Source organism: Vibrio sp. Isolate34, assembly GCF_022397915.1.
Classification (GTDB): domain Bacteria; phylum Pseudomonadota; class Gammaproteobacteria; order Enterobacterales; family Vibrionaceae; genus Vibrio.
This window is the reverse complement of sequence record NZ_JAKEUO010000018.1, coordinates 1-21,251: the sequence shown is the minus strand read 5'-3', so window position 1 is coordinate 21,251 and position 21,251 is coordinate 1. Positions and strand designations below refer to the sequence as shown.

Sequence of the window (21,251 nt, the reverse complement as noted above, 5' to 3'; positions counted from 1 at the left end):
TTAATCCGCTTAGTGGTTGGTGAGGAACAAAATGATAGCAATATTACGTATTTTCGCAGTGGCGATATTTGCGATTCTTATGTTTGTATTTGGGTGTGGTTACTGTTTACTGAGCCCACGTAATCCGAAACACGTATTTACCTTCGGCCGTTACTTCGGCCGTATGTCGAAAATTTTCGGCATGAAGTTAGAACTTCGTATCCCAGAAGATGCTTATTCTCGTGGCCAACATGTTTATGTGGCGAACCACCAGAACAGCTGGGATCTATTCACGATTTCATCAGCGGTAACGCCTAAAGTTGTGACGGTTGGTAAGAAGAGCCTCGTGTGGATGCCACTATTTGGTCAGCTTTACTGGCTGACGGGTAATATCCTTATTGACCGTGCTAACCGCAGTAAAGCGGTGGGTACCATTGATCAGGTAGTGACTAGCCTAAAAGAGAGCGACGTTTCAGTATGGATGTTCCCTGAAGGGACGCGTTCTCGTGGCCGTGGTTTGTTGCCATTCAAAACGGGTGCTTTCCACGCTGCAATTGGCGCTGGCTTGCCGATTATTCCTATCGTGTGTAGCTCAACTGGTGGCGTGAAGCTAAACCGTTGGAACAATGGTCATGTGATTGTTGAGATGCTGCCACCTATCAGCACTGAAGGTTTTGATAAGTCTAACGTTCGTGAACTGGCTAACTTAGCTCGTGAGCAAATGGCTGCGAAACTTGAAGAGCTAGACAAAGAGGTGGTTGAGCTTAACAAGAAGTAATTGAGCAAAACGACGAACAATAAAAAAGGTTGCCAATAGGGCAACCTTTTTTGTATCAGCTAAACGCTCAGCTTTATGCTCAGACGTTTATTTTAGATTCAGAAAGACTATTTGCGAACCGCAATAGCTTCGATCTCGATACCTACATCTTTTGGCAGACGAGCTACTTCAACACATGAACGTGCAGGGTAGTTTGCAACGCCGTGCTCATCGAAGAATTTGCCGTAAACTTCGTTTACTGTGCCGAAGTCGTTTAGGTCTTTAACGAATACCGTTAGTTTTACGATGTCTTTTACAGTCAGGCCTGAAGCTTCAACAACCGCTTGAACGTTGTCTAGAGATTGGCGAGCTTGCACTGCGATATCCGCAGATACTTCACCAGTTGCTGGGTTTACTGGGATTTGACCAGAAGTCAGTACCATGTTGCCAAGGTCAACACCTTGTACGTATGGGCCGATTGCAGCTGGAGCAGATTCTGTGTGAAGTACTTTAGTCATTAGTTTATTCCATCAGTTATTAGATAAAAATCGTTTTTCAGTGTGCCCTCAAACTTAGGCTAGGTAAAGCGCAAAATACCCCGCACAGGCGAGGTATTTGATAGTTTTTGCGTTCAAACGGGTTGCCGTATGACGTTATCTTTCTGTCACGATTTCGCGAGAGAAAACTTTTTCGCAGTACTTACACTTCAATCGAATATCTTCTTTCTTTTCAAAGATCTTAAAGCTACTTTCAACAGGCTCGTTATGTGTAATGCAGTTAGTGTTTGGACACTCGAACACATCGTTGATTTGCTCTGGAAGTTCTAAGGCTAACTTCTTAACCACTTCGTAATCTTCGATTTGGTTCACTGTCGCGTGAGGTGCGTAAAGCGCCAGCTTGCTCGCTTGTTCTTCTGTGATAAACACATTCTCAATCTTAAGCAGGTCTTTGCCACCTAGTGCCGATGAAGGCAGATTTAGGCCAATCGTCACACGCTGGTGAGAGTTGTGCATGTCGAACAGTTTTAGCACCTTGATCCCGATGTTCGCTGGGATGTGGTCGATAACAGTACCGTTTCTGATTGCTTCAACTTTTAATTGAGTCTCTTTAGACATGATATCTCTCCTCTACAGCGTTTCGTTAAGAACAAGGGCTAGTAATGCTTCACGCGCGTAAACACCGTTCTCGGCTTGCTGGAAGTAGTAAGCGTAAGGTGTTTTATCTACATCGATAGTAATTTCGTCAACGCGAGGAAGGGGGTGTAGAACCTTCAGGTTATCACGTGCGTTTTCTAGAAGTGCAGCCGTTAGGATGTACGCTGATTTGATGTGCGCGTATTCCGACTCATCAAAGCGCTCTTTTTGAACTCGAGTCATGTACAAAACATCCAACTCAGGAATCACATCTTCCATGTCGGTCAGTAGTTGATACTTGATACCCGCTTCATCAAGCTCTTCACAAATGTAGTCAGGCATCGCCAACGCTTCTGGCGCCACAAAGTAGAAACAGATGTTGTCGAATTTCGCGAGTGCTTGAGTCAGAGAGTGAACTGTACGGCCGTACTTAAGGTCACCAACGAATGCCACGTTAAGGTTATCTAGGCGGCCTTGTGTTTCAGCGATAGAGAACAGGTCTAATAGCGTTTGCGTTGGGTGTTGGTTTGCACCGTCACCGGCATTAATAACCGGTACGCCGTTAGAGAATTCAGAAGCTAGGCGTGCTGCACCTTCTTGAGGGTGGCGCATTACGTAAGCATCAACGTATGAAGAGATAACCTGCACTGAGTCTGCTAGCGTTTCACCTTTCTTCGCCAGTGAAGTATTACCGCCACTGTCGAAACCAATCACATCACCACCGATGCGTTGAATCGCAGTTTCAAAAGAGAGACGAGTTCGTGTTGAAGGTTCGAAGAAGCAGCTGGCAACAACTTTGTTCTTGATGAGTTCTGGGTTTGGTTCAGCTTTAAGTTGACCTGCCGTTTGAACAATTAATTCTAGCTCTTCACGAGAAAGCTCTGGAATTGAGATGATGTGCTTTTGATAGAGCGAATTCGCCATGATCTTCTTCCCCACAATAATGTATTGGCCATAAAAAAGCCCCCCATAATGGGAGGCTTTAAAAAAGTGCTGAAAAGCAGAATAGACGGCCTGGCAAGCATGCTAGCTTGCGAGCAATATTAGGTGTTTTCACAATTTTATTATGTGTTATCACAATATCATTATGTTTTATCACAACATTGCTTGGCGTCATTTTCACTACTCTCAGACAAATTGCCGAGAATTATACGCTTTCAATTTGTGAGCGCAAGCGATTACATCAAGCTTTTGTTTACTTTCATTATTGTCTATTGACCAAGAGTCGCGACCATAACTGCCTTGATGGTGTGCATGCGATTTTCAGCTTCATCAAATACAATCGAGTAGTCAGATTCAAACACTTCGTCAGTCACTTCCAAGCCGTTCATTCCATACTTGTCTGCGACTTGCTGACCAATCACTGTTTCATTGTTATGGAAAGCGGGTAGGCAGTGCATGAATTTCACTTGAGGGTTGCCAGTCAGCTTAATGACATCCATATTCACTTGGTATGGTTTCATTACTGCTACACGTTCGTCCCAAGCTTCAGGGGCTTCACCCATTGAAACCCAAACGTCGGTGTATAGGAAATCACAACCTTTCACGCCTTCAGCAACGTCTTCGGTTAGCGTGATTTTGGCACCAGTGTTTTGTGCAATGGCTTGGCACTCTTCGACAAGTTGTTCTTCTGGCCAAAAGGCTTTTGGCGCGACAAGGCGAATATCCATGCCCATTTTCGCAGCACCGACTAACAGTGAGTTACCCATGTTGTTACGCGCATCGCCTAGGTAAGCAAAGCTGATCTGGTGTAGGTGTTTACCGCGACCATGTTCGTGCATGGTCAGGAAGTCAGCCAAGATCTGAGTTGGGTGAAATTCATCAGTAAGGCCATTCCACACTGGGACACCAGCATAAGCGCCAAGGTCTTCGACGATGCTCTGACCAAAGCCACGGTACTCGATGCCATCGTACATACGGCCTAATACGCGTGCAGTATCTTTCATTGATTCTTTTTGACCGACCTGAGAGCCCGAAGGGCCTAAGTAAGATACTTGAGCGCCTTGATCAAAAGCGGCGACTTCAAACGCACATCGAGTTCGTGTTGATGCCTTTTCAAAGATCAAAGCGATGTTTTTACCAGTAAGCTTCTTCTGCTCAGTACCTGCATACTTAGCTTTTTTTAGGTCAGCTGACAGGTCGAGTAAAAACTGAATCTCTTTAGGAGTAAAGTCGAGTAGTTTTAGAAAGTTACGATTGCGAAGATTAAAGGCCATCTTTCGCTCCTTGCGTATATAGAATCAATGAAGAACTTAGTTAAACATAAAAATGTTATATTTGTGAATATTTATTTTATTTATTTGATAAAAAAGGCCAGTACGATGGTACTGGCCTAGATAAGTAACTGTGCTTGTTCTATTGAATTATCAGCTTAGATGCCGTCTCTTTCGATAGGACAACTCATACAACGAGCGCCACCACGACCACGACCTAATTCGTTGCCTGGAATCGTCAGAACTTCGATCCCCGCTTTGTCGTACTTCTCGTTGGTGTACACATTGCGTTCATAACCGATAACGGTACCCGGTTTGACAGTCAGTACGTTGTTAGCGTCATTCCACTGCTCGCGTTCAGCCTCGTAGTTGTCACCGCCAGTCGTGATGATCTTCAGCTGATCAAGGCCTAGAGCTCCTTCAATTGCTGACAGGTAGTTTTCCGCTTTCTCTACGCGCATCTCGCCATTTTCTTTAGGTGTTAGGCGCCAAGTGTCGAGATCTTTGCGAACAATCTCAGGGTAGACAGAGAAAGTGTCGATATCCATGTGTGTCATCACCGTATCAAGGTGCATACAAGAGCGGTGTTTTGGTAAATCGATAGCAATCACTTCGGTTGCTTGACCCGAACGGAACAAGCTAGCCGCTAGGTTTTCGACACCTTGTGGCTTGGTACGCTCAGAGATACCAACCAGTACCGCGCCTTTACCGATAACCAGTACGTCACCGCCTTCAATATTGGCGTTGTCGTAGTGAAGGTCTTCATCACCAAAGTACTTAATGAAATCTTGACCGGCGAACACAGGATGCCAGCGGTAGATAGCACGCAGGTGGTTCGTTTCACGTTGACGAGCCGGTTTCATCATTGGGTTCAGCGACACACCGCCATAAACCCAGCACGAGGTATCACGCGTGAATAGGTGGTTCGGCAGTGGTTCGATAACGAAATCAAGTGGGCGATGCATCTTAGGTAGCATCGACGATGATTTGATTGGAAGCTCAGAATAAGCCAAGCCGCCGAGTAAGATAGTTGCTAGATGCTCATTATCCATTTGAGCAAGATAGCTTCTTAAGTCACGGGCAAAAGTCGGACCATAACGAAAATCTGAGATTTGAGTATTCAGCAGCCATTCACGAGCCTGAGGTACGGCAAGCGTTTCGACAAGCAAGTCGTGTAGCAGTAGTACTTCTACGTCTTGACTACGCAGTGTCTCTGCAAAGGCATCGTGTTCTTCACCAGCAGCTTCCACAGCCAACACATCATCAAAGAGAAGGTCATGACAGTTAGAAGGGGTGAGGTGGGTGAGTGCTCTTTCAGGTCGATTTAGGAGAACTCGTCTTAATTGACCGACTTCGGAGCCAACGTACAGCTTACTCATTTTGCATCCTTACTTTTAATCCAGCGTCTATTTATGACAAGCTTGATTGTAATATGCAAGTTTTAGAGCTCGTGTAAAAGTGAAGTATTTTTGAAATTATCCGAGCTAAAAACCATTTTTAAATAGAAAATAGGTGTTAAATTCTAATTGAATACGTTTGGCATGGAACAACATTTTTGCGGATCTATGCTCTATCTGCAGCCTGCCTGAAATCTATTTTGCTTATTATTAATGATTTTTTATTCACTATTATGCACTTTTTGAAAGCAACTTGAGGTTTTATGCATCTCAAAACCAGTTCATCGTATGCATCTGTGGTGACTAAGCACGCAATTTCTATTCAAATACGCTTGAAGCGACAATAAAGATGAAATGCTAAAACAGACGCCAGTTAATAAAATGTTGAAAATTTGTTTCTGTGATTTTGATTTCACTTTTGAATTGATCTTGTCCCCGCTATCTAGCGATAAACTTACCTTTCTAGGCCTGATCTGGGTGGCTTTTCTGGACGATCCGTGCCATATTTCGTGGCAATCAAATTTGATCTTTTCATAGTCAACACTCTGGAGCAGACACATGTCTCACGAAGATGAATATCTATCAGTAGCGGAATTAATTGAATTTCAAAAGGAAGAGACTCGCGACATCATTGCAGCACTAATTGAAGATGGTAGCGATCCTGAAGCTCTATACGATATCGAGCATCACCTATTTGCTGAAGATTTCGAAGTGCTTGAGAAAGCAGTTGTTGAAGCATTCAAAATGGGCTTTGAAGTGCTTGAAGCTGAAGAGACAGAAGACGAAGATGGCAACAAGCTACTTTGCTGTGATGCAACCATGCAGTCAGCTCTAGATGCTGAAGCGATCGATGCGCAAGTTGAGAAGCTTGTGAACCTTGCAGAGAAGTTCGACATTATCTACGACGGTTGGGGCACTTACTACGAAGGTGAAGATGCTATCTACCCTGACGAAGATGATGAAGGCGAAGAGTAATTTCTTCCCAGTTTGAAAGAATGCCAGCCTAGAGCTGGCATTTTTTTATCCTCAGAAAAATAAATGTCTTTAAATGCATTCATTCATTATAATGCGGTCAAAATTGATCTGGCTCAAGGAATGATATGCGGTTACTTCTCGATGGTCTTTGGCAAATTTCGCCACTGACGGATCTCTCTATCCCACAAGATGACATTACCTTTCCTGCTCCATTAAGCTCAAAGCTCCCTGATAGCTTAAGTGAAGATGAAATCGCAGAGCAAGAGTGGCACCTGATGCATGACATTGAAGTTGATGATGCTATGTTGGCGTGCCCGTTCGTTGAGTTGGTCGTAGCGGGTGTCGATTACTTTGCTGAAGTGCGACTGAATGGCGTTGCCGTGTTTGATTGCGATGGTAGCCAAGCTGAATATCGCAAAGATATCCGCCCTTATATGCAGTCTGGCCGAAACCGTTTTGAGATCCTGTTCCTTGAAGAAGAGGAGAGCCTGTTACTGGAGGAAGATATGGATGAGTCTATATCTTCACAGGCTATCGCTAAATCTGATTCACGCATCGGGATTTGGCAAGCACCGTACCTGCAGTTCGTTCGAAACGTCAAACTAGAACAAGTTGTCACTGAGCAGATCTGGCACCACGGTGGTGGCTGTGAGTTTAAAGTGGATGTGATTTATCAGACGCTAAAAGCAGGTTTGGTATCCGCATCAATTAAGTTCAACGGCATGACACTCGTGATGCCGATAGATGTGCGAGCTGAGCATACCGGTGTTGTGTTTCAGGTGGAGGCTCCCATGGTATTTAACCTCGAGAAGCCTAACCCTAAGCACTTATACCAGTTAGAAGTTGAACTTGATGGCCAGAAAGAGAGCTCTTTCGTAGCCTTAAATCCAGCGTCTTGCGTGAGTAACTTTTTACGTTAAAAGCTAGCAATTGGCGTCTGATACTTATAACGCTTTGGCCATGACAACTTCACAAGCATCATGGCCCGTTTCTCCCCAAGCTGAATTAAGGTGTTCAAACTTCAGTTTCTCATAGAGTTTTATTGCAGCTCCCAAGCATTCCGTTGTTTCCAAATACATGTGCTGGTAACCAAGCTGCTTAGCCAGTGTTAGGCTTTGAGCTACGATACGTTTTGCCAAACCTTGCCCTCGGGTTTGTGGTAAGAAGTACATTTTCTGTAGCTCACACACGTCTGGTCGGCCTGCTAATGGCGCAAAACCACCCCCACCTACTACTTCACCTTGATATTCGATCACCCAGTACATTGCATTCGCTTGGCTATAGACAGAATACATATCATCGAGTGTTGGATCGGCCACGCCATAGCCTTTATCTTCGGTCAGTCCATGTTCAGCCGAAACTTGGCGAATGACTTGTGCGATGTTTGGGTTGTCTTGCGGTGTAATGGCTCTAAGGGTGAACTCAGCAATTTGTTCCATGCTCTACCTATGAAAGGGTCACTAATATGTGACCCAATATATGGTGACTAAGCATGTTGGTGCAAACAGAATTGTTGTTGTGCCATTTGGTTGTCAGCTTTTCGTAACCAGACTTTCTCGTGGAAGTAGTAAGCAACTGTATTTAAAGTTGGCTCAAGCAAAGCCATCACGCCGCCGATGAATGCATCGCCAGTCAACAAGTAGACTACGGTAAAGGCAACACTAAAGTGAATGGTCGCAAAGCTTGCTGTTTTTAACTTTGTCATCCATTGACGAGCTTTAAGTGCTGGAACTTGAGCCCACGCCTTTTCATGAAAATAGAAGGCGACGGTATTCACAGAAGGCTCAATCATAGCGATTAAGCTACCAATTAAGATGTCGCCTGTTAGTACGTAAGCGACACTAAATGCGATAGTAAAATGTAATGCAGCAAAGGTTAGTGTCTTTTTCATGATAATTACTCAGTCGTTGTGTTGTTTCGATAGAGCTATTATTGAGAATTATTATCATTAAAGCTAATGGGTAGTTAAGATTGTTTTGATAGGCAAAAGCTATCAATAAACTGGAGTGATGTGACTGGACCGGAACTTAGGGCACAAAAAAGGCTGACCATGAAGGCCAACCTTTTTATCTAGAGCGAGAGGGTCGAAGCCTCCTCGTTCATTCAGTTTTAAAGAGCAGCGATGGTTGCTTTTTGCTCTTCAAGCTTAACAAGCGTCTCTTGGTAGCCTTCAAGCTTCTCACGCTCTTTCGCGATAACTGCTTCTGGTGCTTTAGCAACGAAACCTTCGTTACCTAGCTTACCTTCGATACGCTTAATCTCACCGTGAGTCTTAGCTACTTCTTTATCTAGACGAGCAAGCTCTGCATCTTTGTCGATAAGACCCGCCATTGGGATCATCAGCTCAGATTTGCCAACCAGTTTAGTTGCACAAGCTGGAGTCTCTTCGCCGTCTGCTAGAACTTTGATGTCGTCTAGTTTAGCTAGAGAGTTAAGAACGATCTTGTTTGCTTCGATACGAGCAGCATCTTTCTCATCAGCGACTTTGATCATTACTTCTAAGCCTTGGCTTGGTGCAATGTCGTATTCCGCACGTAGGTTACGGATAGCTGTGATGAAAGTCTTAACCCACTCGATGTCTTCAACGATCTCTGCATTGAAGTTATCTTCGTTAAACTGAGGAAGCGCTTGAGTCATGATTGTTCTTTCTTCTGCGTCAGGGCCTTCAACGCCGTCGATCAGCGGGATAACGCTCTGCCAGATAGATTCAGTGATGTAAGGAAGAACAGGGTGAGCAAGACGCAGAGTCTTCTCTAGAACCGTGATAAGCGTGTAACGAGTCGCTTGTTGCTGAGCTTCAGTACCTTTCCAAAGAACAGGTTTAGTTAGCTCTAGGTACCAGTCACAGAATTGGTTCCAGATGAATTCGTAAAGCGTGTTTGCTGCCATGTCTAGACGGTAGTTGTCTAGGTGAGCATTAAACTCTTTCGCTGCAACTTCAAATTGAGATTCAATCCATTTATCCGCTAGAGAGAATTCCATGTTTGCACGGTCTTCAGCAGACAGTGACATGCCACAATCGTGCTCTTCTGTATTCATCAGTACGTAACGGCTTGCGTTCCATAGCTTGTTACAGAAGTTACGGTAACCTTCAAGACGCTTCATGTCCCAGTTGATGTCACGGCCTGTTGAAGCCATAGCAGCAAGAGTGAAACGCAGTGCGTCAGTACCGTATGGTTCGATACCGTTTTCGAAAGTCTTACGTGTTGCTTTTTCGATTTTAGCAGCTAGTTTAGGTTGCATCATGTTGCCACAACGCTTCTCTACGAGCTCTTCAAGGCCGATGCCGTCGATCATATCGATTGGGTCAAGTACGTTACCCTTCGACTTAGACATCTTGTCGCCGTTTTCATCACGGATAAGGCCCGTCATGTAAACCGTTTTGAAAGGTACTTGAGCCTTACCATCTTCGTCTTTCACGAAGTGCATGGTCATCATGATCATACGAGCAACCCAGAAGAAGATAATATCAAAACCCGATACTAGTACTTCAGATGGGTGGAATGTTTTCAGTGCTTCAGTGTCTTCAGGCCAGCCTTGCGTGCCGAAAGTCCAAAGTGCAGAAGAGAACCAAGTGTCTAGTACGTCGTCGTCTTGCTTAAGTACAACAACAGGCGCTAGGTTGTTCTTTTCACGAACTTCTTCTTCAGTGCGACCTACGTAAACTTTACCATCGTTGTCGTACCATGCTGGGATACGGTGACCCCACCAAAGTTGGCGAGAGATACACCAGTCTTGCACGTCACGCATCCACGCGAAGTACATGTTTTCGTACTGCTTAGGCACAAACTGGATTTGACCATCTTCAACGGCTTTAACAGCTGGTTCAGCAAGAGGCGCTGTACGTACGTACCATTGGTCAGTCAGCATTGGTTCGATAACGACACCACCACGGTCGCCGTAAGGTACGGTTAGGTCGTGATCTTTGATCTCTTCAAGAAGACCAAGTTCTTCGAATTCAGCAACGATAGCTTTACGAGCAGCAAAGCGCTCCATGCCTTGGTACTTAGCAGGGATATCTGTTGAGTAAACATCGCTTTCTTCGCCGTTGGTTGTGAATACTTCAGCAGCATCACGGATATCAGCGTTGAACGTTAGGATGTTGATCATTGGTAGGTTGTTGCGTTTACCAACTTCGTAATCGTTAAAGTCGTGAGCAGGTGTGATCTTCACACAACCTGTACCTTTTTCCATGTCTGCGTGCTCATCGCCTACGATAGGGATAAGACGGTTAACAACAGGAAGCAGGATCTCTTTACCGATAAGATCTTTGTAACGTGGATCTTCTGGGTTTACGGCTACGCCAGTATCACCAAGCATGGTTTCTGGACGAGTAGTAGCAACAACAATGTAGTCTTTGCCATCCGCTGTTTTAACACCGTTCGCTAGTGGGTAGCGGAAGTGCCACATGAAGCCTTTTTTGTCTTTGTTTTCAACTTCAAGATCAGAAATCGCAGTGTGCAGTTTAGGATCCCAGTTTACTAGACGCTTACCACGGTAGATTAGGTCTTCTTCGTACAGACGAACAAACACTTCTTGAGTCGCAGCCGATAGGCCGTCATCCATAGTGAATCGCTCACGATCCCAGTCTACAGATGCACCAAGACGACGAAGTTGTTGAGTGATTGTGCCACCTGATTCGCCTTTCCATTCCCAGATCTTGTCGATGAAAGCTTCACGGCCGTAGTCGTGTTTTGTTTTGCCTTCTTCAGCAGCAATCTTACGCTCAACAACCATTTGAGTTGCGATACCAGCGTGGTCAGTACCCACTTGCCAAAGCGTGTTTTTGCCTTTCATACGTTGAGCACGGATAAGCGTATCCATGATCGTATCTTGGAACGCGTGACCCATGTGCAGGCTGCCAGTGACGTTCGGTGGCGGGATCATGATGCTGTAAGCTTCTTTTGATGTGTCACCGTGTGGCTTAAAGTAGCCTTTCTCTTCCCAAGCCTGATACAGAGCTTGTTCGATTGATGTTGGGTTGTATGTCTTTTCCATAGTGCTCTTAAACGGATACTGTGAATGGTTAATCGTGGTCAAACTTCATAAGTGAAGCTTCTTGAATCTAAATCCAAAGATAGCTTTAACTATGAGGTTTGACTATGGATGTTGAATCTCGATAGTTTGTAGCTGATATCCAGCCTGACGGTAAATTTTATACCTTTCTCGAGCGAGTTGCTTAGCTTTTTCTTCGCAAGGAACGAAGTCTATCACCTGAGCAAAGGCGTTCGCAAAGGTTGTATGATTATCGGCCAGATTAATTACTAGCTGACGATTCCAATTATGCTTTACACCTTGGTAACCAATCTCAATGTTGGTTGAATATTTCGGACCTTCGCCAACTAAGTTGTGCGCAATAAATTCACTGGGTTCAACTTGCCAGAAAATCTCTGCAATACGCTCGGCATGTTCTTTGTCATTACAGTTGAGGTAAAGTTTAGCGCCTTGTTTCGCAAAGTGCTGAGTAAGAAACAGCACATAGTGAGCAAAACCTTCTTCACTGGCTTGCGGGCTATCTGATGACACTATGTAAAACGTAGCTGTCTGCATGCTTAATACTCGAACTGAAAATCGTGGCTATTTATCTTACTGGGCCAATTGACTCAGACAAATAGCGCTTATTAAAAAAGGGCCCGTAGGCCCTTTTCATTATTTTGAAGATTGCTCTTCAGTCTCATGGCCGCTGCGGTTCAATAAGAATTGGACTAGCATTGAGACAGGACGACCTGTCGAGCCTTTCGCCGCACCAGATTTCCAAGCTGTACCTGCGATATCCAGGTGAGCCCAGTGGTATTTCTTAGTGAACTTAGACAGGAAGCAACCAGCAGTGATAGTACCGCCAGGGCGGCCGCCGATGTTCGCCATGTCTGCGAATGGGCTGTTTAGCTGCTCGTGGTACTCGTCTGCCATTGGTAGACGCCATGCACGGTCACTTGCTTGCTCTGAAGCATTCACAAGTTCGTGAGACAGTGGGTTGTGGTTTGATAGAACGCCACTGATGTGGTGACCTAGAGCAATAACACACGCGCCTGTTAGCGTTGCAACGTCAACTACGCAATCTGGTTCGAAACGCTCAACGTAAGTTAGCGCATCACAAAGAACCAAGCGACCTTCAGCATCAGTGTTTAACACTTCAACTGTTTGGCCTGACATAGTCGTTAGGATGTCACCTGGGCGGTAAGCATTGCTACCAGGCATGTTTTCACAACCCGCTAGAATACCGACAACGTTGATTGGCAAGTTAAGTTTCGCCAATGCTTTCATTGTACCGAATACAGACGCCGCACCACACATGTCGTACTTCATCTCATCCATGCCTTCACCAGGCTTAAGTGAGATACCGCCTGAATCGAACGTAAGGCCTTTACCAACTAGTACAATCGGTTTTGCATCTGAATCAGGTGCGCCTTTGTACTCCATGATAGACATCATAGATTCGTTCTTAGAGCCACGACCTACCGCTAGGTAAGAAGTCATGCCCAGTTTTTCCATCTCTTCTTCACCGATGATCTTAGTCGTTACGGTTTCGAAATCGTCAGCTAGGCGACGAGCTTGAGAGGCAAGGTATGCTGGGTTAGCAATGTTTGGTGGCATGTTGCCAAGATCTTTCGACGCTTTAACACCAGAAGCAATAGCAAGACCGTGAGAGATCGCTTTTTCACCAAGGCTTAGCTCGCGACGTGTTGGTACGTTGAATACCAATTTACGTAGTGGGCGACGAGTCTCTGGCTTGTTGCTCTTGAATTGGTCGAATGTGTAAAGACCATCTTTAGTCGCTTCTACCGCTTGGCGAACTTTCCAGTAAGTGTCGCGGCCTTTAACGTGAAGTTCTGTAAGGAAACATACTGCTTCCATAGAACCTGTTTCGTTTAGTGTGCTGATGGTTTTTTGAATAATTTCTTTGTATTGACGCTCGCCTAGCTCACGTTCTTTACCACAGCCTACAAGTAGAACACGTTCTGAAAGTACACCAGGTACTTGATGCAGTAGTAGCATCTGGCCAGGTTTACCCTCTAGATCACCGCGACGAAGCAGTGAACTAATGTAGCCATCGCTAATCTTATCTAATTGCTCGGCTACTGGAGAAAGGCGGCGCGGTTCGAATACACCGACAACGATACATGCGCTGCGCTGTTTCTCTGGGCTGCCACTTTTTACACTGAACTCCATGCGTACTCCTACATCCTGAAGACAAATCGAACTAAATGTTAGATAATGGGTTCTTACTTGTTGGATCCTATAATGGAACTAACCTTAAAGAAGAACGCTAACACTTAGCTAAAAATTTAAAAAAATAAAAGGTTCAACGGGAAATTATAGTGATTCAATCAAAAAAACAAGTTTTGTATAGGTAATTTGAGCGTGATTATTGTTAGATATTTGATCCGCGAGACAATCAAGAGCCAATTTGCGATCTTTTTTGTTCTCTTTCTCGTGTTTCTCAGCCAAAAATTCATCAGTGTGTTAGCGGACGCCTCTGATGGTGCTATCCCTGCGAGTCTAATCTTGTCGATCGTTAGTCTAAATATGCCAGCGATGGGCTTATTGATGCTTCCGCTCAGTATCTATATTGGTATTTTGCTCACTTTTGGTCGTCTTTACGCTGAAAGTGAAATAGTGGTCATGAACGCGACCGGTATAGGTAACAAATTCCTGATTCAATCGGCATTGTACTTAGCTTTGATTACTGCATCGGTTGCCGCTTTTAACTCATTCTGGTTATCACCTTGGTCGCAAGACAAGGTTGAACAGATGTATGAGGAAGTGGCAGCAGAGAACAGTGTTGATTTGCTACCAAAGGGTAAATTTGAAGGAACGCCAGATGGTTCGTCTGTGGTGTTCATCGATGATATTGATGGGAATAAGCTAGAAAACGTGTTCGTTGCTCAAATGCGCCCACGTGATTCAGTGCTTCCAAGTGTGATGTACTCGAAGTCGGGTGATGTAAAAGAGCTCAGCGATGGCCGCCAAGTCATCGTGATGTACGATGGTACTCGTCATGAAGGCGTTCCAACTCGTCTTGACTATATGGTGACACACTTCGAAGAGTATGAAGGCTTGATTGGTCAGCGAGAAGTGGAGAAGAAAGGTCGAGATTGGGAAGCGATTCCGACACTTGACCTTGTTGGTAACCCAAACAATAGCGCAAAAGCTGAATTGCAATGGCGTATTTCATTGGTACTCTGTATTCCGTTGTTGACCATGCTTGTTGTGCCACTCTCGGCGGTAAACCCAAGGCAGGGGCGTTTCGCTAAGATTGGTCCTGCGATTTTGATTTATCTGACCTACTTCTTGGCAATCAGTGCAACCAAATCAGCAATAGAAGAGGGCAGTATCCCTGCGGTAGTCGGCATGTGGCCAATCAATGCATTGTTGTTAATTGTCGCGATTGGTGCAAACTTTATGGATAGCGTGCCAGTAAGGCGTTTGAAAGAAAAATTCAAGAATAAGAGGTTGGCTTAAGCCGTGTTTAAGATTCTCGATTTATATATAGGCAGAACCATCATCGCAACCACGTCACTTGTTCTGGTGACGTTTGTTGGCCTTTCAGGGATCATCAAGTATGTAGAGCAGCTGAGAAAAGTTGGTCGTGGTACCTACGATCTGCTTCAAGCTCTGTACTTTGTTTTGTTAAGTATCCCACGTGATATCGAAATGTTTTTCCCAATGGCAGCTTTGCTTGGTGCATTGATCGGATTGGGGATGCTTGCGGCGAGCTCTGAGTTGGTAGTCATGCAGGCGGCGGGTTTCTCTAAACTTGATATCGGTTTCTCGGTACTTAAGACAGCGATTCCATTAATGATAGTGGTGACGCTATTAGGGCAATGGGGTGCACCTCAAGCGCAAAAGATGGCTCGTGACTTAAGAACCATATCGATTGCAGGAGGGAATATCATCTCCACGCAAAGCGGTGTCTGGGCTCGTGATGCCAATGATTTCATCTTTATTGTCAAAATCGACGATGACAAGCTATATGGCATGAACATGTGGCGCTTTGATGAAAATAAGGCTCTGAAAACCGCTATCTATTCTAAAGAAGTGGATTACGTTGGAGACAACGTTTGGACGATGAAAGATGTTGTTGTTACTTCTTTTGAAAATGAACTGCAGATAACGAAAGAGAATTTGCCAACATACACTTGGAAAACATCACTAGCTCCAGATAAGCTTGCGATTGTAACGGTTAAGCCAGAAGAGCTCTCTTTAAGTGGTTTGTATGATTATGTTTCCTACCTTAAAGCGTCGGAGCAAGATGCATCACGTTATGAACTGGCATTGTGGAGGAAGATAACTCAGCCAATTTCGATCGCGGTTATGATGCTGATGGCACTGTCGTTTATCTTTGGTCCTTTGCGTAGTGTGACCATGGGGGCGAGAATACTGTCAGGTGTTATTGCTGGCTTTACCTTCTATATATCCAGTGAGTTTTTTGGCCCTGTGAGTTTGGTTTATCAGATACCGCCCGCCTTTGGCGCAATCGCCCCGAGCGTGGTGTTCCTTGGAATTGCCATCATGCTCTTGAGGCGAAAACTGTAGATAGAAAAAAGGAAGGCATAACGCCTTCCTTTTTTGATCTTGTTTGGATTTCGAATAATGGTGTTATCGAGCTTTCGGTAACACGACCACTTCCGTCTTCGCCCAGATATCGTGGAAGCCACGTTTTTGAGGGTCGAATGGAACACATAGGTTTGCTAATCCAAAACCTGAAGTGCCTAAGCGGATAAGTGCTTGAGTGATTGTAATCGCAGAACCATCTTTGTTTTGAACTCGTAGTTTCCAAGCTCGCATCCCCAGTGTTTGGCCTGCTCTTGTCCAGAAGAACACAAAGAAGTACACCCAAACCACTACTAGGTAAAAAGTGTAAGCAGGGCTCCAAATAGGGTGGTTAGTTAAGAAGTCACTAACATCGGCATACCCACTATGATTGAAAACGCCAAGAGCCATGAGTGCGTGTAGCAGAGCAACAATGACGCCAGCCGCCATCATCTCAATAGCTATTACGATAAGGGCGTCATAGAACAAGGCACCAAATCGGCGCATTACCCCAGCTGGTGGCAGAGTGTTTGTTGATGTCATGGTGTTATTACTTCTTTAAAAATTGAGGCGTCAGAATATAGTTTAAGGCTTGGCCTGAAAAGAGACATGACGCACAGCTTATGACTTAGTGGCGAAATTATCGGCAAACACACATGAATTCAAGTTTTTATACTTGCCACATCAGTTCGCATACGTATAATGCCAAACATCGACAGGGCAATGCCCCCAAGATAATGCCGGTATGGTGAAATTGGTATACACGACGGATTCAAAATCCGTTGCCTTCGGGCGTGGCGGTTCAAGTCCGCCTACCGGTACCATATTTAAAGATAGAGCCTCAACGAAAGTTGGGGCTTTGTTGTATCTGGAGTTCGGAAAGCGTTGCCTTCGCGGTAGCGGCAGGAATGCCTGTCCAATCAGTCCGCCTAAACCGGTACCATATATAGAAAGGTCGCTTTTATAGCGGCCTTTCGTCGTTTTGGGCGTTTGTGAATTTGAAACCCAGCGTGTCGGCTTGGATGAAAGCCCAGTCAAGTCGCCTACTGGTACCATATTTAAATGATAAAGCCTCGACTCATGTCGGGGCTTTGTTGTATCTGGAGTCTGGAAAGCGTTGCCTTCGTGGTAGCGGCAGGAATGCCTGTCTAATCAGTCAGATCCTATTGTTTTATTCCTAAATCTCGCAGTTTCCCTTCGTAATTTCATTTCCTAATAAATTAATCATCTTAAATCATACTGTTACCTGTCATTCCTTCTTCTATTGTCTATGTTTAAATAAATAACAGAGGAGAAAGATATGCTGACAGTAACCCCTTACTTGTTTTTTGGTGGTCGTTGTAGTGAAGCGTTGGATTTTTATCATAAGTGTTTTGGCGGTGTTGTTTTATCGAGGCAACTCTTTAGTGATGCACCACAGGTAATAGAGGGAGCTCAACCTGATTGGGTTATGCATGCTGAGTTCGAAGCATTTGGCATGAAGCTCATGATGTCTGATGGTGTAAAGGCAAAAGAACTCGAAGGGAACAACCTTGCGCTCTCTCTTGTTACTGAAGACACCGCGACTCAAGAGCAAATCTTTGAAAAGCTAAAGCAAGATGGACGTGTAATGACGCCGTTAGCGGACACTTTTTGGGGCGCTCGGTTTGGTAAAGTTGAAGATAAGTTTGGGATACGCTGGATGGTGCATTGCGATTCTTTAAATTGAACCTGTGAAATTGGATAGTGAAATTGCTGCTTGGTTTTATTAGAATTATAAATAGAGATTATTAATCAATATTATATATAAAAATGGGCAGCATAAAGATTACCGTAGATCGCATTCAGCCCGGTCTGCATATACGACTCCCCGTAAAATGGAATGAACACCCATTTTTATTCAACAGTTTTAAAATCAAAGATGACACCCAAGTAAAGGTAATTCGACATCTTGGGATTAAGCACGTCTATATAAACTTGAATCAAAGCGATACATCCCCTCTACCTGCTAACCATGTGATTGAGCAAGAAGCCGATGCTGATTTACAAGTAAACCTTGAAGCGGAAAGGATGTGGAAAGATAAGCATGAACGTATCGAAACTCTAAGCTCTTATCGTCGCAGAGTGAGTCCTTGCGAGAAAGAGTTCGAACGTTCACTGGCTCGCATGCGTTCTGTGATGACCAAGATCCGTAATCGACCTTTAGATGCCGTAGGGGAGGTTAAAGCTCTGGTTGATGACATTGTCGAAACATTAGTAAGCGATGATAACGTCACCTTGCACCTTATGAATGCTAAAGCTGATTTTGAAGACATCTATTTTCATACACTGAATGTTTCTGTTGTCGCGCTGATGATAGGTAAAGCGAAAGGTTTCAATACGCAGCAATTAAAAGATCTTTCCTTCGCAGCATTGTTCCACGATGTAGGCAAAATCAAAATACCAGTCGCTATATTAAGAAAACAGAGTGCCCTTACGGTACCAGAAGAGAATTACTTAAAGCTTCACACTAAATATGGTGCAGATATTGTCTCAACAATTGATGACTTTCCTGAAAGGGCCAAAAAGGTGATTGCTCAACATCATGAGATGAATGATGGTTCTGGTTATCCTGAAGGCTTAAAAGAAGATGAGATAGATGAATTTGCCAAGATAGTGGCAGTGGCTAATGCATTTGATAACCTTTGCCATGGCAAAACACAATCTCAACAAATGATCCCGTATCTGGCATTGTCTCACTTATATAAGAGTTGCAAGCATCTATATAGTCAGGACAACTTGAGTTTACTGGTCAAGTTTATGGGAGTGTACCCGCCAGGAACGGTAGTACAGCTTTCAAATGATTCGATTGGGATTGTGATATCTGTTAATGCCAAGCATATGCTTTATCCGAACGTGCTTATCTATGATCCTAGCGTGCCAAGAACCCAAGCCCCGATTATTGACCTCTTTATTAAAGAGATAAAAATCGTCAATGCCGTTCATCCAAGTAAATTACCGGAACAAGTGAGAGAGTATCTAAACCCAAGAGCTCGTTTATCTTACTTTTTTGATAACGGAGAGTAGTTATCCACAAGGTGTTGTGGGTAATTTGTTCGAAACTTGGGGTGAAAATGGTATAAATAAGCCCTTGGTGGAAATGTCTTCGCTTAACCTCTTTTTTCAATAAAAAACGCATTTAATGCTTGCCAATAAGAGCGGCATCTCTATAATGCCGCCTCACTGACACGGCAGACGCCACAAGGCTTCAGCGCAGAATGTTAGTGAAGGCAACTAGCTTTGAGTGATTATTCGCTCCTACTTTTAGAAAGTAGAAATTAATTCCAAATAAGTGTTTGACACTGAGGATTAAGTCGCTAGAATGGCCGCCTCTTCCGAAGTGATGTAAGTCACAACGAAGAGAAGCTCTTTAACAATTTAAACCTATCAATCTGTGTGGGCACTCGTTGATGAATATCAAAACGTTATTACTTAGGTAATGACAGTTACTTCGGTAACACAATGATTTCAATGAACTGAGTGACCAATACAAATAACTACTTTCTTTATAGAGAGAGAGGTTATTTGGCACAGTCAATTCATTACCATTCTGTTCCTATTTATTTAAGAAGAGAGGGGTAATAGCTTTAGAATAATTACATGTTTCTGTTCTTTNCAGGCTACAAATTTATTTTCACTTTTTAAAAGTGAAGACAAAAAGTTCGACTTTGTCTACTAAGTAGAGTCACCATAGAGTTCTAAGTTTTCTTAGTATTTTATGTTGACTTTCAAAGTAGAAAGCGTATTATACGCGTCCTGCTTAAGTGCTAAGGCACTGAAAGCAAAGCTCTTTAACAATTTAAACCTATCAATCTGTGTGGGCACTCGTTGATGAATATCAAAACGTTATTACTTAGGTAATGACAGTTACTTCGGTAACACAATGATTTCAATGAACTGAGTGACCAATACAAATAACTACTTTCTTTATAGAGAGAGAGGTTATTTGGCACAGTCAATTCATTACCATTCTGTTCCTATTTATTTAAGAAGAGAGGGGTAATAGCTTTAGAATTACATGTTTCTGTTCTTTTTCGAAAGAGCGGTAAATATTAGTTTTGAAGTCAGTATTCGTTGAGTCACAAAATCTTAAATTGAAGAGTTTGATCATGGCTCAGATTGAACGCTGGCGGCAGGCCTAACACATGCAAGTCGAGCGGAAACGACACTAACAATCCTTCGGGTGCGTTAATGGGCGTCGAGCGGCGGACGGGTGAGTAATGCCTAGGAAATTGCCTTGATGTGGGGGATAACCATTGGAAACGATGGCTAATACCGCATAATGCCTACGGGCCAAAGAAGAGGNCAATCTGAGCCATGATCAATCTCTTCAATTTAAGATTGTGTGACTCAACGAATACTGACTTCAAAACTAATATTCATGTAAACATGAACATGTAATTCTAAAGCTATTACCATTCCAACAGAATGGTAATAGCTTTAGAATTACATGTTCATGTTTAGAATATTAGTTTTGAAGTCAGTATTCGTTGAGTCACAAAATCTTAAATTGAAGAGTTTGATCATGGCTCAGATTGAACGCTGGCGGCAGGCCTAACACATGCAAGTCGAGCGGAAACGACACTAACAATCCTTCGGGTGCGTTAATGGGCGTCGAGCGGCGGACGGGTGAGTAATGCCTAGGAAATTGCCTTGATGTGGGGGATAACCATTGGAAACGATGGCTAATACCGCATAATGCCTACGGGCCAAAGAGGGGGACCTTCGGGCCTCTCGCGTCAAGATRTGCCTAGGTGGGATTAGCTAGTTGGTGAGGTAATGGCTCACCAAGGCGACGATCCCTAGCTGGTCTGAGAGGATGATCAGCCACACTGGAACTGAGACACGGTCCAGACTCCTACGGGAGGCAGCAGTGGGGAATATTGCACAATGGGCGAAAGCCTGATGCAGCCATGCCGCGTGTATGAAGAAGGCCTTCGGGTTGTAAAGTACTTTCAGTTGTGAGGAAGGGGGTGTCGTTAATAGCGGCATCTCTTGACGTTAGCAACAGAAGAAGCACCGGCTAACTCCGTGCCAGCAGCCGCGGTAATACGGAGGGTGCGAGCGTTAATCGGAATTACTGGGCGTAAAGCGCATGCAGGTGGTTCATTAAGTCAGATGTGAAAGCCCGGGGCTCAACCTCGGAACTGCATTTGAAACTGGTGAACTAGAGTACTGTAGAGGGGGGTAGAATTTCAGGTGTAGCGGTGAAATGCGTAGAGATCTGAAGGAATACCAGTGGTGG

General features: G+C 44.2%; 18 protein-coding genes, 1 tRNA gene and 1 rRNA gene. 9 read left to right on the top strand and 11 right to left on the bottom strand.

The genetic code is table 11. The features are described 5' to 3' along the window. The first annotated feature begins 31 nt into the window (after positions 1–31). Positions 32–757, top strand: coding sequence for a 1-acylglycerol-3-phosphate O-acyltransferase (locus L1D22_RS17370; RefSeq protein WP_050652139.1), 726 nt, complete (start codon positions 32–34; stop codon positions 755–757). 107 nt (positions 758–864) lie between these two features. Here the strand turns inward: L1D22_RS17370 and L1D22_RS17365 are convergent, their stop codons facing one another. From L1D22_RS17365 to arcA, 5 genes are all read right to left on the bottom strand, one after another. Next, positions 865–1,254: a RidA family protein gene (locus L1D22_RS17365; RefSeq protein WP_009847729.1), complete on the bottom strand. Its 390-nt coding sequence runs from the start codon at positions 1,252–1,254 to the stop codon at positions 865–867. A 135-nt stretch (positions 1,255–1,389) separates the two neighbouring features. Continuing rightward, entirely contained in the window at positions 1,390–1,851 is a 462-nt protein-coding gene (gene pyrI / locus L1D22_RS17360) for an aspartate carbamoyltransferase regulatory subunit (RefSeq protein ID WP_017632290.1), read from the bottom strand. 12 nt (positions 1,852–1,863) lie between these two features. After that, on the bottom strand, positions 1,864–2,793 hold the full coding sequence (pyrB, locus tag L1D22_RS17355; protein ID WP_132764310.1) for an aspartate carbamoyltransferase: 930 nt from the start codon (positions 2,791–2,793) through the stop codon (positions 1,864–1,866). Between the two features lie 287 nt (positions 2,794–3,080). After that, on the bottom strand, positions 3,081–4,085 hold the full coding sequence (locus L1D22_RS17350; protein ID WP_239830685.1) for an ornithine carbamoyltransferase: 1,005 nt from the start codon (positions 4,083–4,085) through the stop codon (positions 3,081–3,083). 155 nt (positions 4,086–4,240) lie between these two features. Next, positions 4,241–5,461 (bottom strand): arginine deiminase, encoded by a 1,221-nt coding sequence (arcA, locus tag L1D22_RS17345; protein ID WP_017632293.1) that lies wholly within the window; start codon positions 5,459–5,461, stop codon positions 4,241–4,243. A gap of 576 nt (positions 5,462–6,037) precedes the next feature. Between arcA and rraB the strand changes: the two genes are divergently transcribed. Together rraB and L1D22_RS17335 are read left to right on the top strand one after the other, a co-directional pair. Beyond that, positions 6,038–6,454 carry a ribonuclease E inhibitor RraB gene (gene rraB, locus L1D22_RS17340; RefSeq protein ID WP_017633027.1) on the top strand — a complete coding sequence of 139 codons (417 nt, stop codon included), beginning with the start codon at positions 6,038–6,040 and terminating at the stop codon, positions 6,452–6,454. Positions 6,455–6,579: 125 nt separating this feature from the next. Further along, positions 6,580–7,374: a hypothetical protein gene (locus L1D22_RS17335; RefSeq protein ID WP_239830684.1), complete on the top strand. Its 795-nt coding sequence runs from the start codon at positions 6,580–6,582 to the stop codon at positions 7,372–7,374. Between the two features lie 24 nt (positions 7,375–7,398). Here the strand turns inward: L1D22_RS17335 and L1D22_RS17330 are convergent, their stop codons facing one another. The 5 genes from L1D22_RS17330 to pepA all read right to left on the bottom strand — a co-directional run bounded on the left by L1D22_RS17330 (position 7,399) and on the right by pepA (position 13,624). After that, positions 7,399–7,893, bottom strand: a complete 495-nt coding sequence (locus L1D22_RS17330) for a GNAT family N-acetyltransferase (RefSeq protein ID WP_239830683.1) — start codon at positions 7,891–7,893, stop codon at positions 7,399–7,401. Between the two features lie 47 nt (positions 7,894–7,940). Further along, positions 7,941–8,345 carry a DUF2061 domain-containing protein gene (locus tag L1D22_RS17325; RefSeq protein WP_239830682.1) on the bottom strand — a complete coding sequence of 135 codons (405 nt, stop codon included), beginning with the start codon at positions 8,343–8,345 and terminating at the stop codon, positions 7,941–7,943. A 218-nt stretch (positions 8,346–8,563) separates the two neighbouring features. Continuing rightward, positions 8,564–11,452: a valine--tRNA ligase gene (locus L1D22_RS17320; protein ID WP_239830681.1), complete on the bottom strand. Its 2,889-nt coding sequence runs from the start codon at positions 11,450–11,452 to the stop codon at positions 8,564–8,566. A 102-nt stretch (positions 11,453–11,554) separates the two neighbouring features. Beyond that, complete coding sequence (locus L1D22_RS17315) at positions 11,555–12,004, bottom strand: DNA polymerase III subunit chi (RefSeq protein ID WP_239830680.1); 450 nt, start codon at positions 12,002–12,004, stop codon at positions 11,555–11,557. Positions 12,005–12,103: 99 nt separating this feature from the next. Then, positions 12,104–13,624, bottom strand: a complete 1,521-nt coding sequence (pepA, locus tag L1D22_RS17310) for a leucyl aminopeptidase (protein ID WP_017633033.1) — start codon at positions 13,622–13,624, stop codon at positions 12,104–12,106. A 192-nt stretch (positions 13,625–13,816) separates the two neighbouring features. Between pepA and lptF the strand changes: the two genes are divergently transcribed. Together lptF and lptG are read left to right on the top strand one after the other, a co-directional pair. Then, positions 13,817–14,917 (top strand): LPS export ABC transporter permease LptF, encoded by a 1,101-nt coding sequence (lptF, locus tag L1D22_RS17305; RefSeq protein WP_032498526.1) that lies wholly within the window; start codon positions 13,817–13,819, stop codon positions 14,915–14,917. Positions 14,918–14,920: 3 nt separating this feature from the next. Next, complete coding sequence (gene lptG / locus L1D22_RS17300; RefSeq protein WP_239830679.1) at positions 14,921–15,991, top strand: LPS export ABC transporter permease LptG; 1,071 nt, start codon at positions 14,921–14,923, stop codon at positions 15,989–15,991. Between the two features lie 63 nt (positions 15,992–16,054). Here the strand turns inward: lptG and L1D22_RS17295 are convergent, their stop codons facing one another. Next, positions 16,055–16,531 carry an RDD family protein gene (locus L1D22_RS17295; protein ID WP_176680475.1) on the bottom strand — a complete coding sequence of 159 codons (477 nt, stop codon included), beginning with the start codon at positions 16,529–16,531 and terminating at the stop codon, positions 16,055–16,057. Between the two features lie 196 nt (positions 16,532–16,727). On the opposite strand from L1D22_RS17295, the gene L1D22_RS17290 reads away from it, so the two are divergent. The 4 genes from L1D22_RS17290 to L1D22_RS17275 form a co-directional block, all read left to right on the top strand. Continuing rightward, positions 16,728–16,812: transfer RNA gene (locus tag L1D22_RS17290), tRNA-Leu, on the top strand. A gap of 476 nt (positions 16,813–17,288) precedes the next feature. Continuing rightward, positions 17,289–17,696 (top strand): VOC family protein, encoded by a 408-nt coding sequence (locus L1D22_RS17285; protein WP_239830678.1) that lies wholly within the window; start codon positions 17,289–17,291, stop codon positions 17,694–17,696. An 83-nt stretch (positions 17,697–17,779) separates the two neighbouring features. Further along, positions 17,780–19,033: an HD-GYP domain-containing protein gene (locus L1D22_RS17280; RefSeq protein ID WP_239830677.1), complete on the top strand. Its 1,254-nt coding sequence runs from the start codon at positions 17,780–17,782 to the stop codon at positions 19,031–19,033. A 1,480-nt stretch (positions 19,034–20,513) separates the two neighbouring features. After that, positions 20,514–21,251 (top strand): 16S ribosomal RNA (locus L1D22_RS17275); the annotation flags it as partial.

Excerpts from the sequence above, each read along its gene's own strand:
- L1D22_RS17370 (WP_050652139.1), top strand. The coding sequence starts at position 32 with ATGATAGCAATATTACGTATTTTCGCAGTGGCGATATTTGCGATTCTT.
- L1D22_RS17365 (WP_009847729.1), bottom strand. The coding sequence starts at position 1,254 with ATGACTAAAGTACTTCACACAGAATCTGCTCCAGCTGCAATCGGCCCA.
- pyrI (WP_017632290.1), bottom strand. The coding sequence starts at position 1,851 with ATGTCTAAAGAGACTCAATTAAAAGTTGAAGCAATCAGAAACGGTACT.
- pyrB (WP_132764310.1), bottom strand. The coding sequence starts at position 2,793 with ATGGCGAATTCGCTCTATCAAAAGCACATCATCTCAATTCCAGAGCTT.
- L1D22_RS17350 (WP_239830685.1), bottom strand. The coding sequence starts at position 4,085 with ATGGCCTTTAATCTTCGCAATCGTAACTTTCTAAAACTACTCGACTTT.
- arcA (WP_017632293.1), bottom strand. The coding sequence starts at position 5,461 with ATGAGTAAGCTGTACGTTGGCTCCGAAGTCGGTCAATTAAGACGAGTT.
- rraB (WP_017633027.1), top strand. The coding sequence starts at position 6,038 with ATGTCTCACGAAGATGAATATCTATCAGTAGCGGAATTAATTGAATTT.
- L1D22_RS17335 (WP_239830684.1), top strand. The coding sequence starts at position 6,580 with ATGCGGTTACTTCTCGATGGTCTTTGGCAAATTTCGCCACTGACGGAT.
- L1D22_RS17330 (WP_239830683.1), bottom strand. The coding sequence starts at position 7,893 with ATGGAACAAATTGCTGAGTTCACCCTTAGAGCCATTACACCGCAAGAC.
- L1D22_RS17325 (WP_239830682.1), bottom strand. The coding sequence starts at position 8,345 with ATGAAAAAGACACTAACCTTTGCTGCATTACATTTTACTATCGCATTT.
- L1D22_RS17320 (WP_239830681.1), bottom strand. The coding sequence starts at position 11,452 with ATGGAAAAGACATACAACCCAACATCAATCGAACAAGCTCTGTATCAG.
- L1D22_RS17315 (WP_239830680.1), bottom strand. The coding sequence starts at position 12,004 with ATGCAGACAGCTACGTTTTACATAGTGTCATCAGATAGCCCGCAAGCC.
- pepA (WP_017633033.1), bottom strand. The coding sequence starts at position 13,624 with ATGGAGTTCAGTGTAAAAAGTGGCAGCCCAGAGAAACAGCGCAGCGCA.
- L1D22_RS17295 (WP_176680475.1), bottom strand. The coding sequence starts at position 16,531 with ATGACATCAACAAACACTCTGCCACCAGCTGGGGTAATGCGCCGATTT.
- L1D22_RS17285 (WP_239830678.1), top strand. The coding sequence starts at position 17,289 with ATGCTGACAGTAACCCCTTACTTGTTTTTTGGTGGTCGTTGTAGTGAA.
- L1D22_RS17280 (WP_239830677.1), top strand. The coding sequence starts at position 17,780 with ATGGGCAGCATAAAGATTACCGTAGATCGCATTCAGCCCGGTCTGCAT.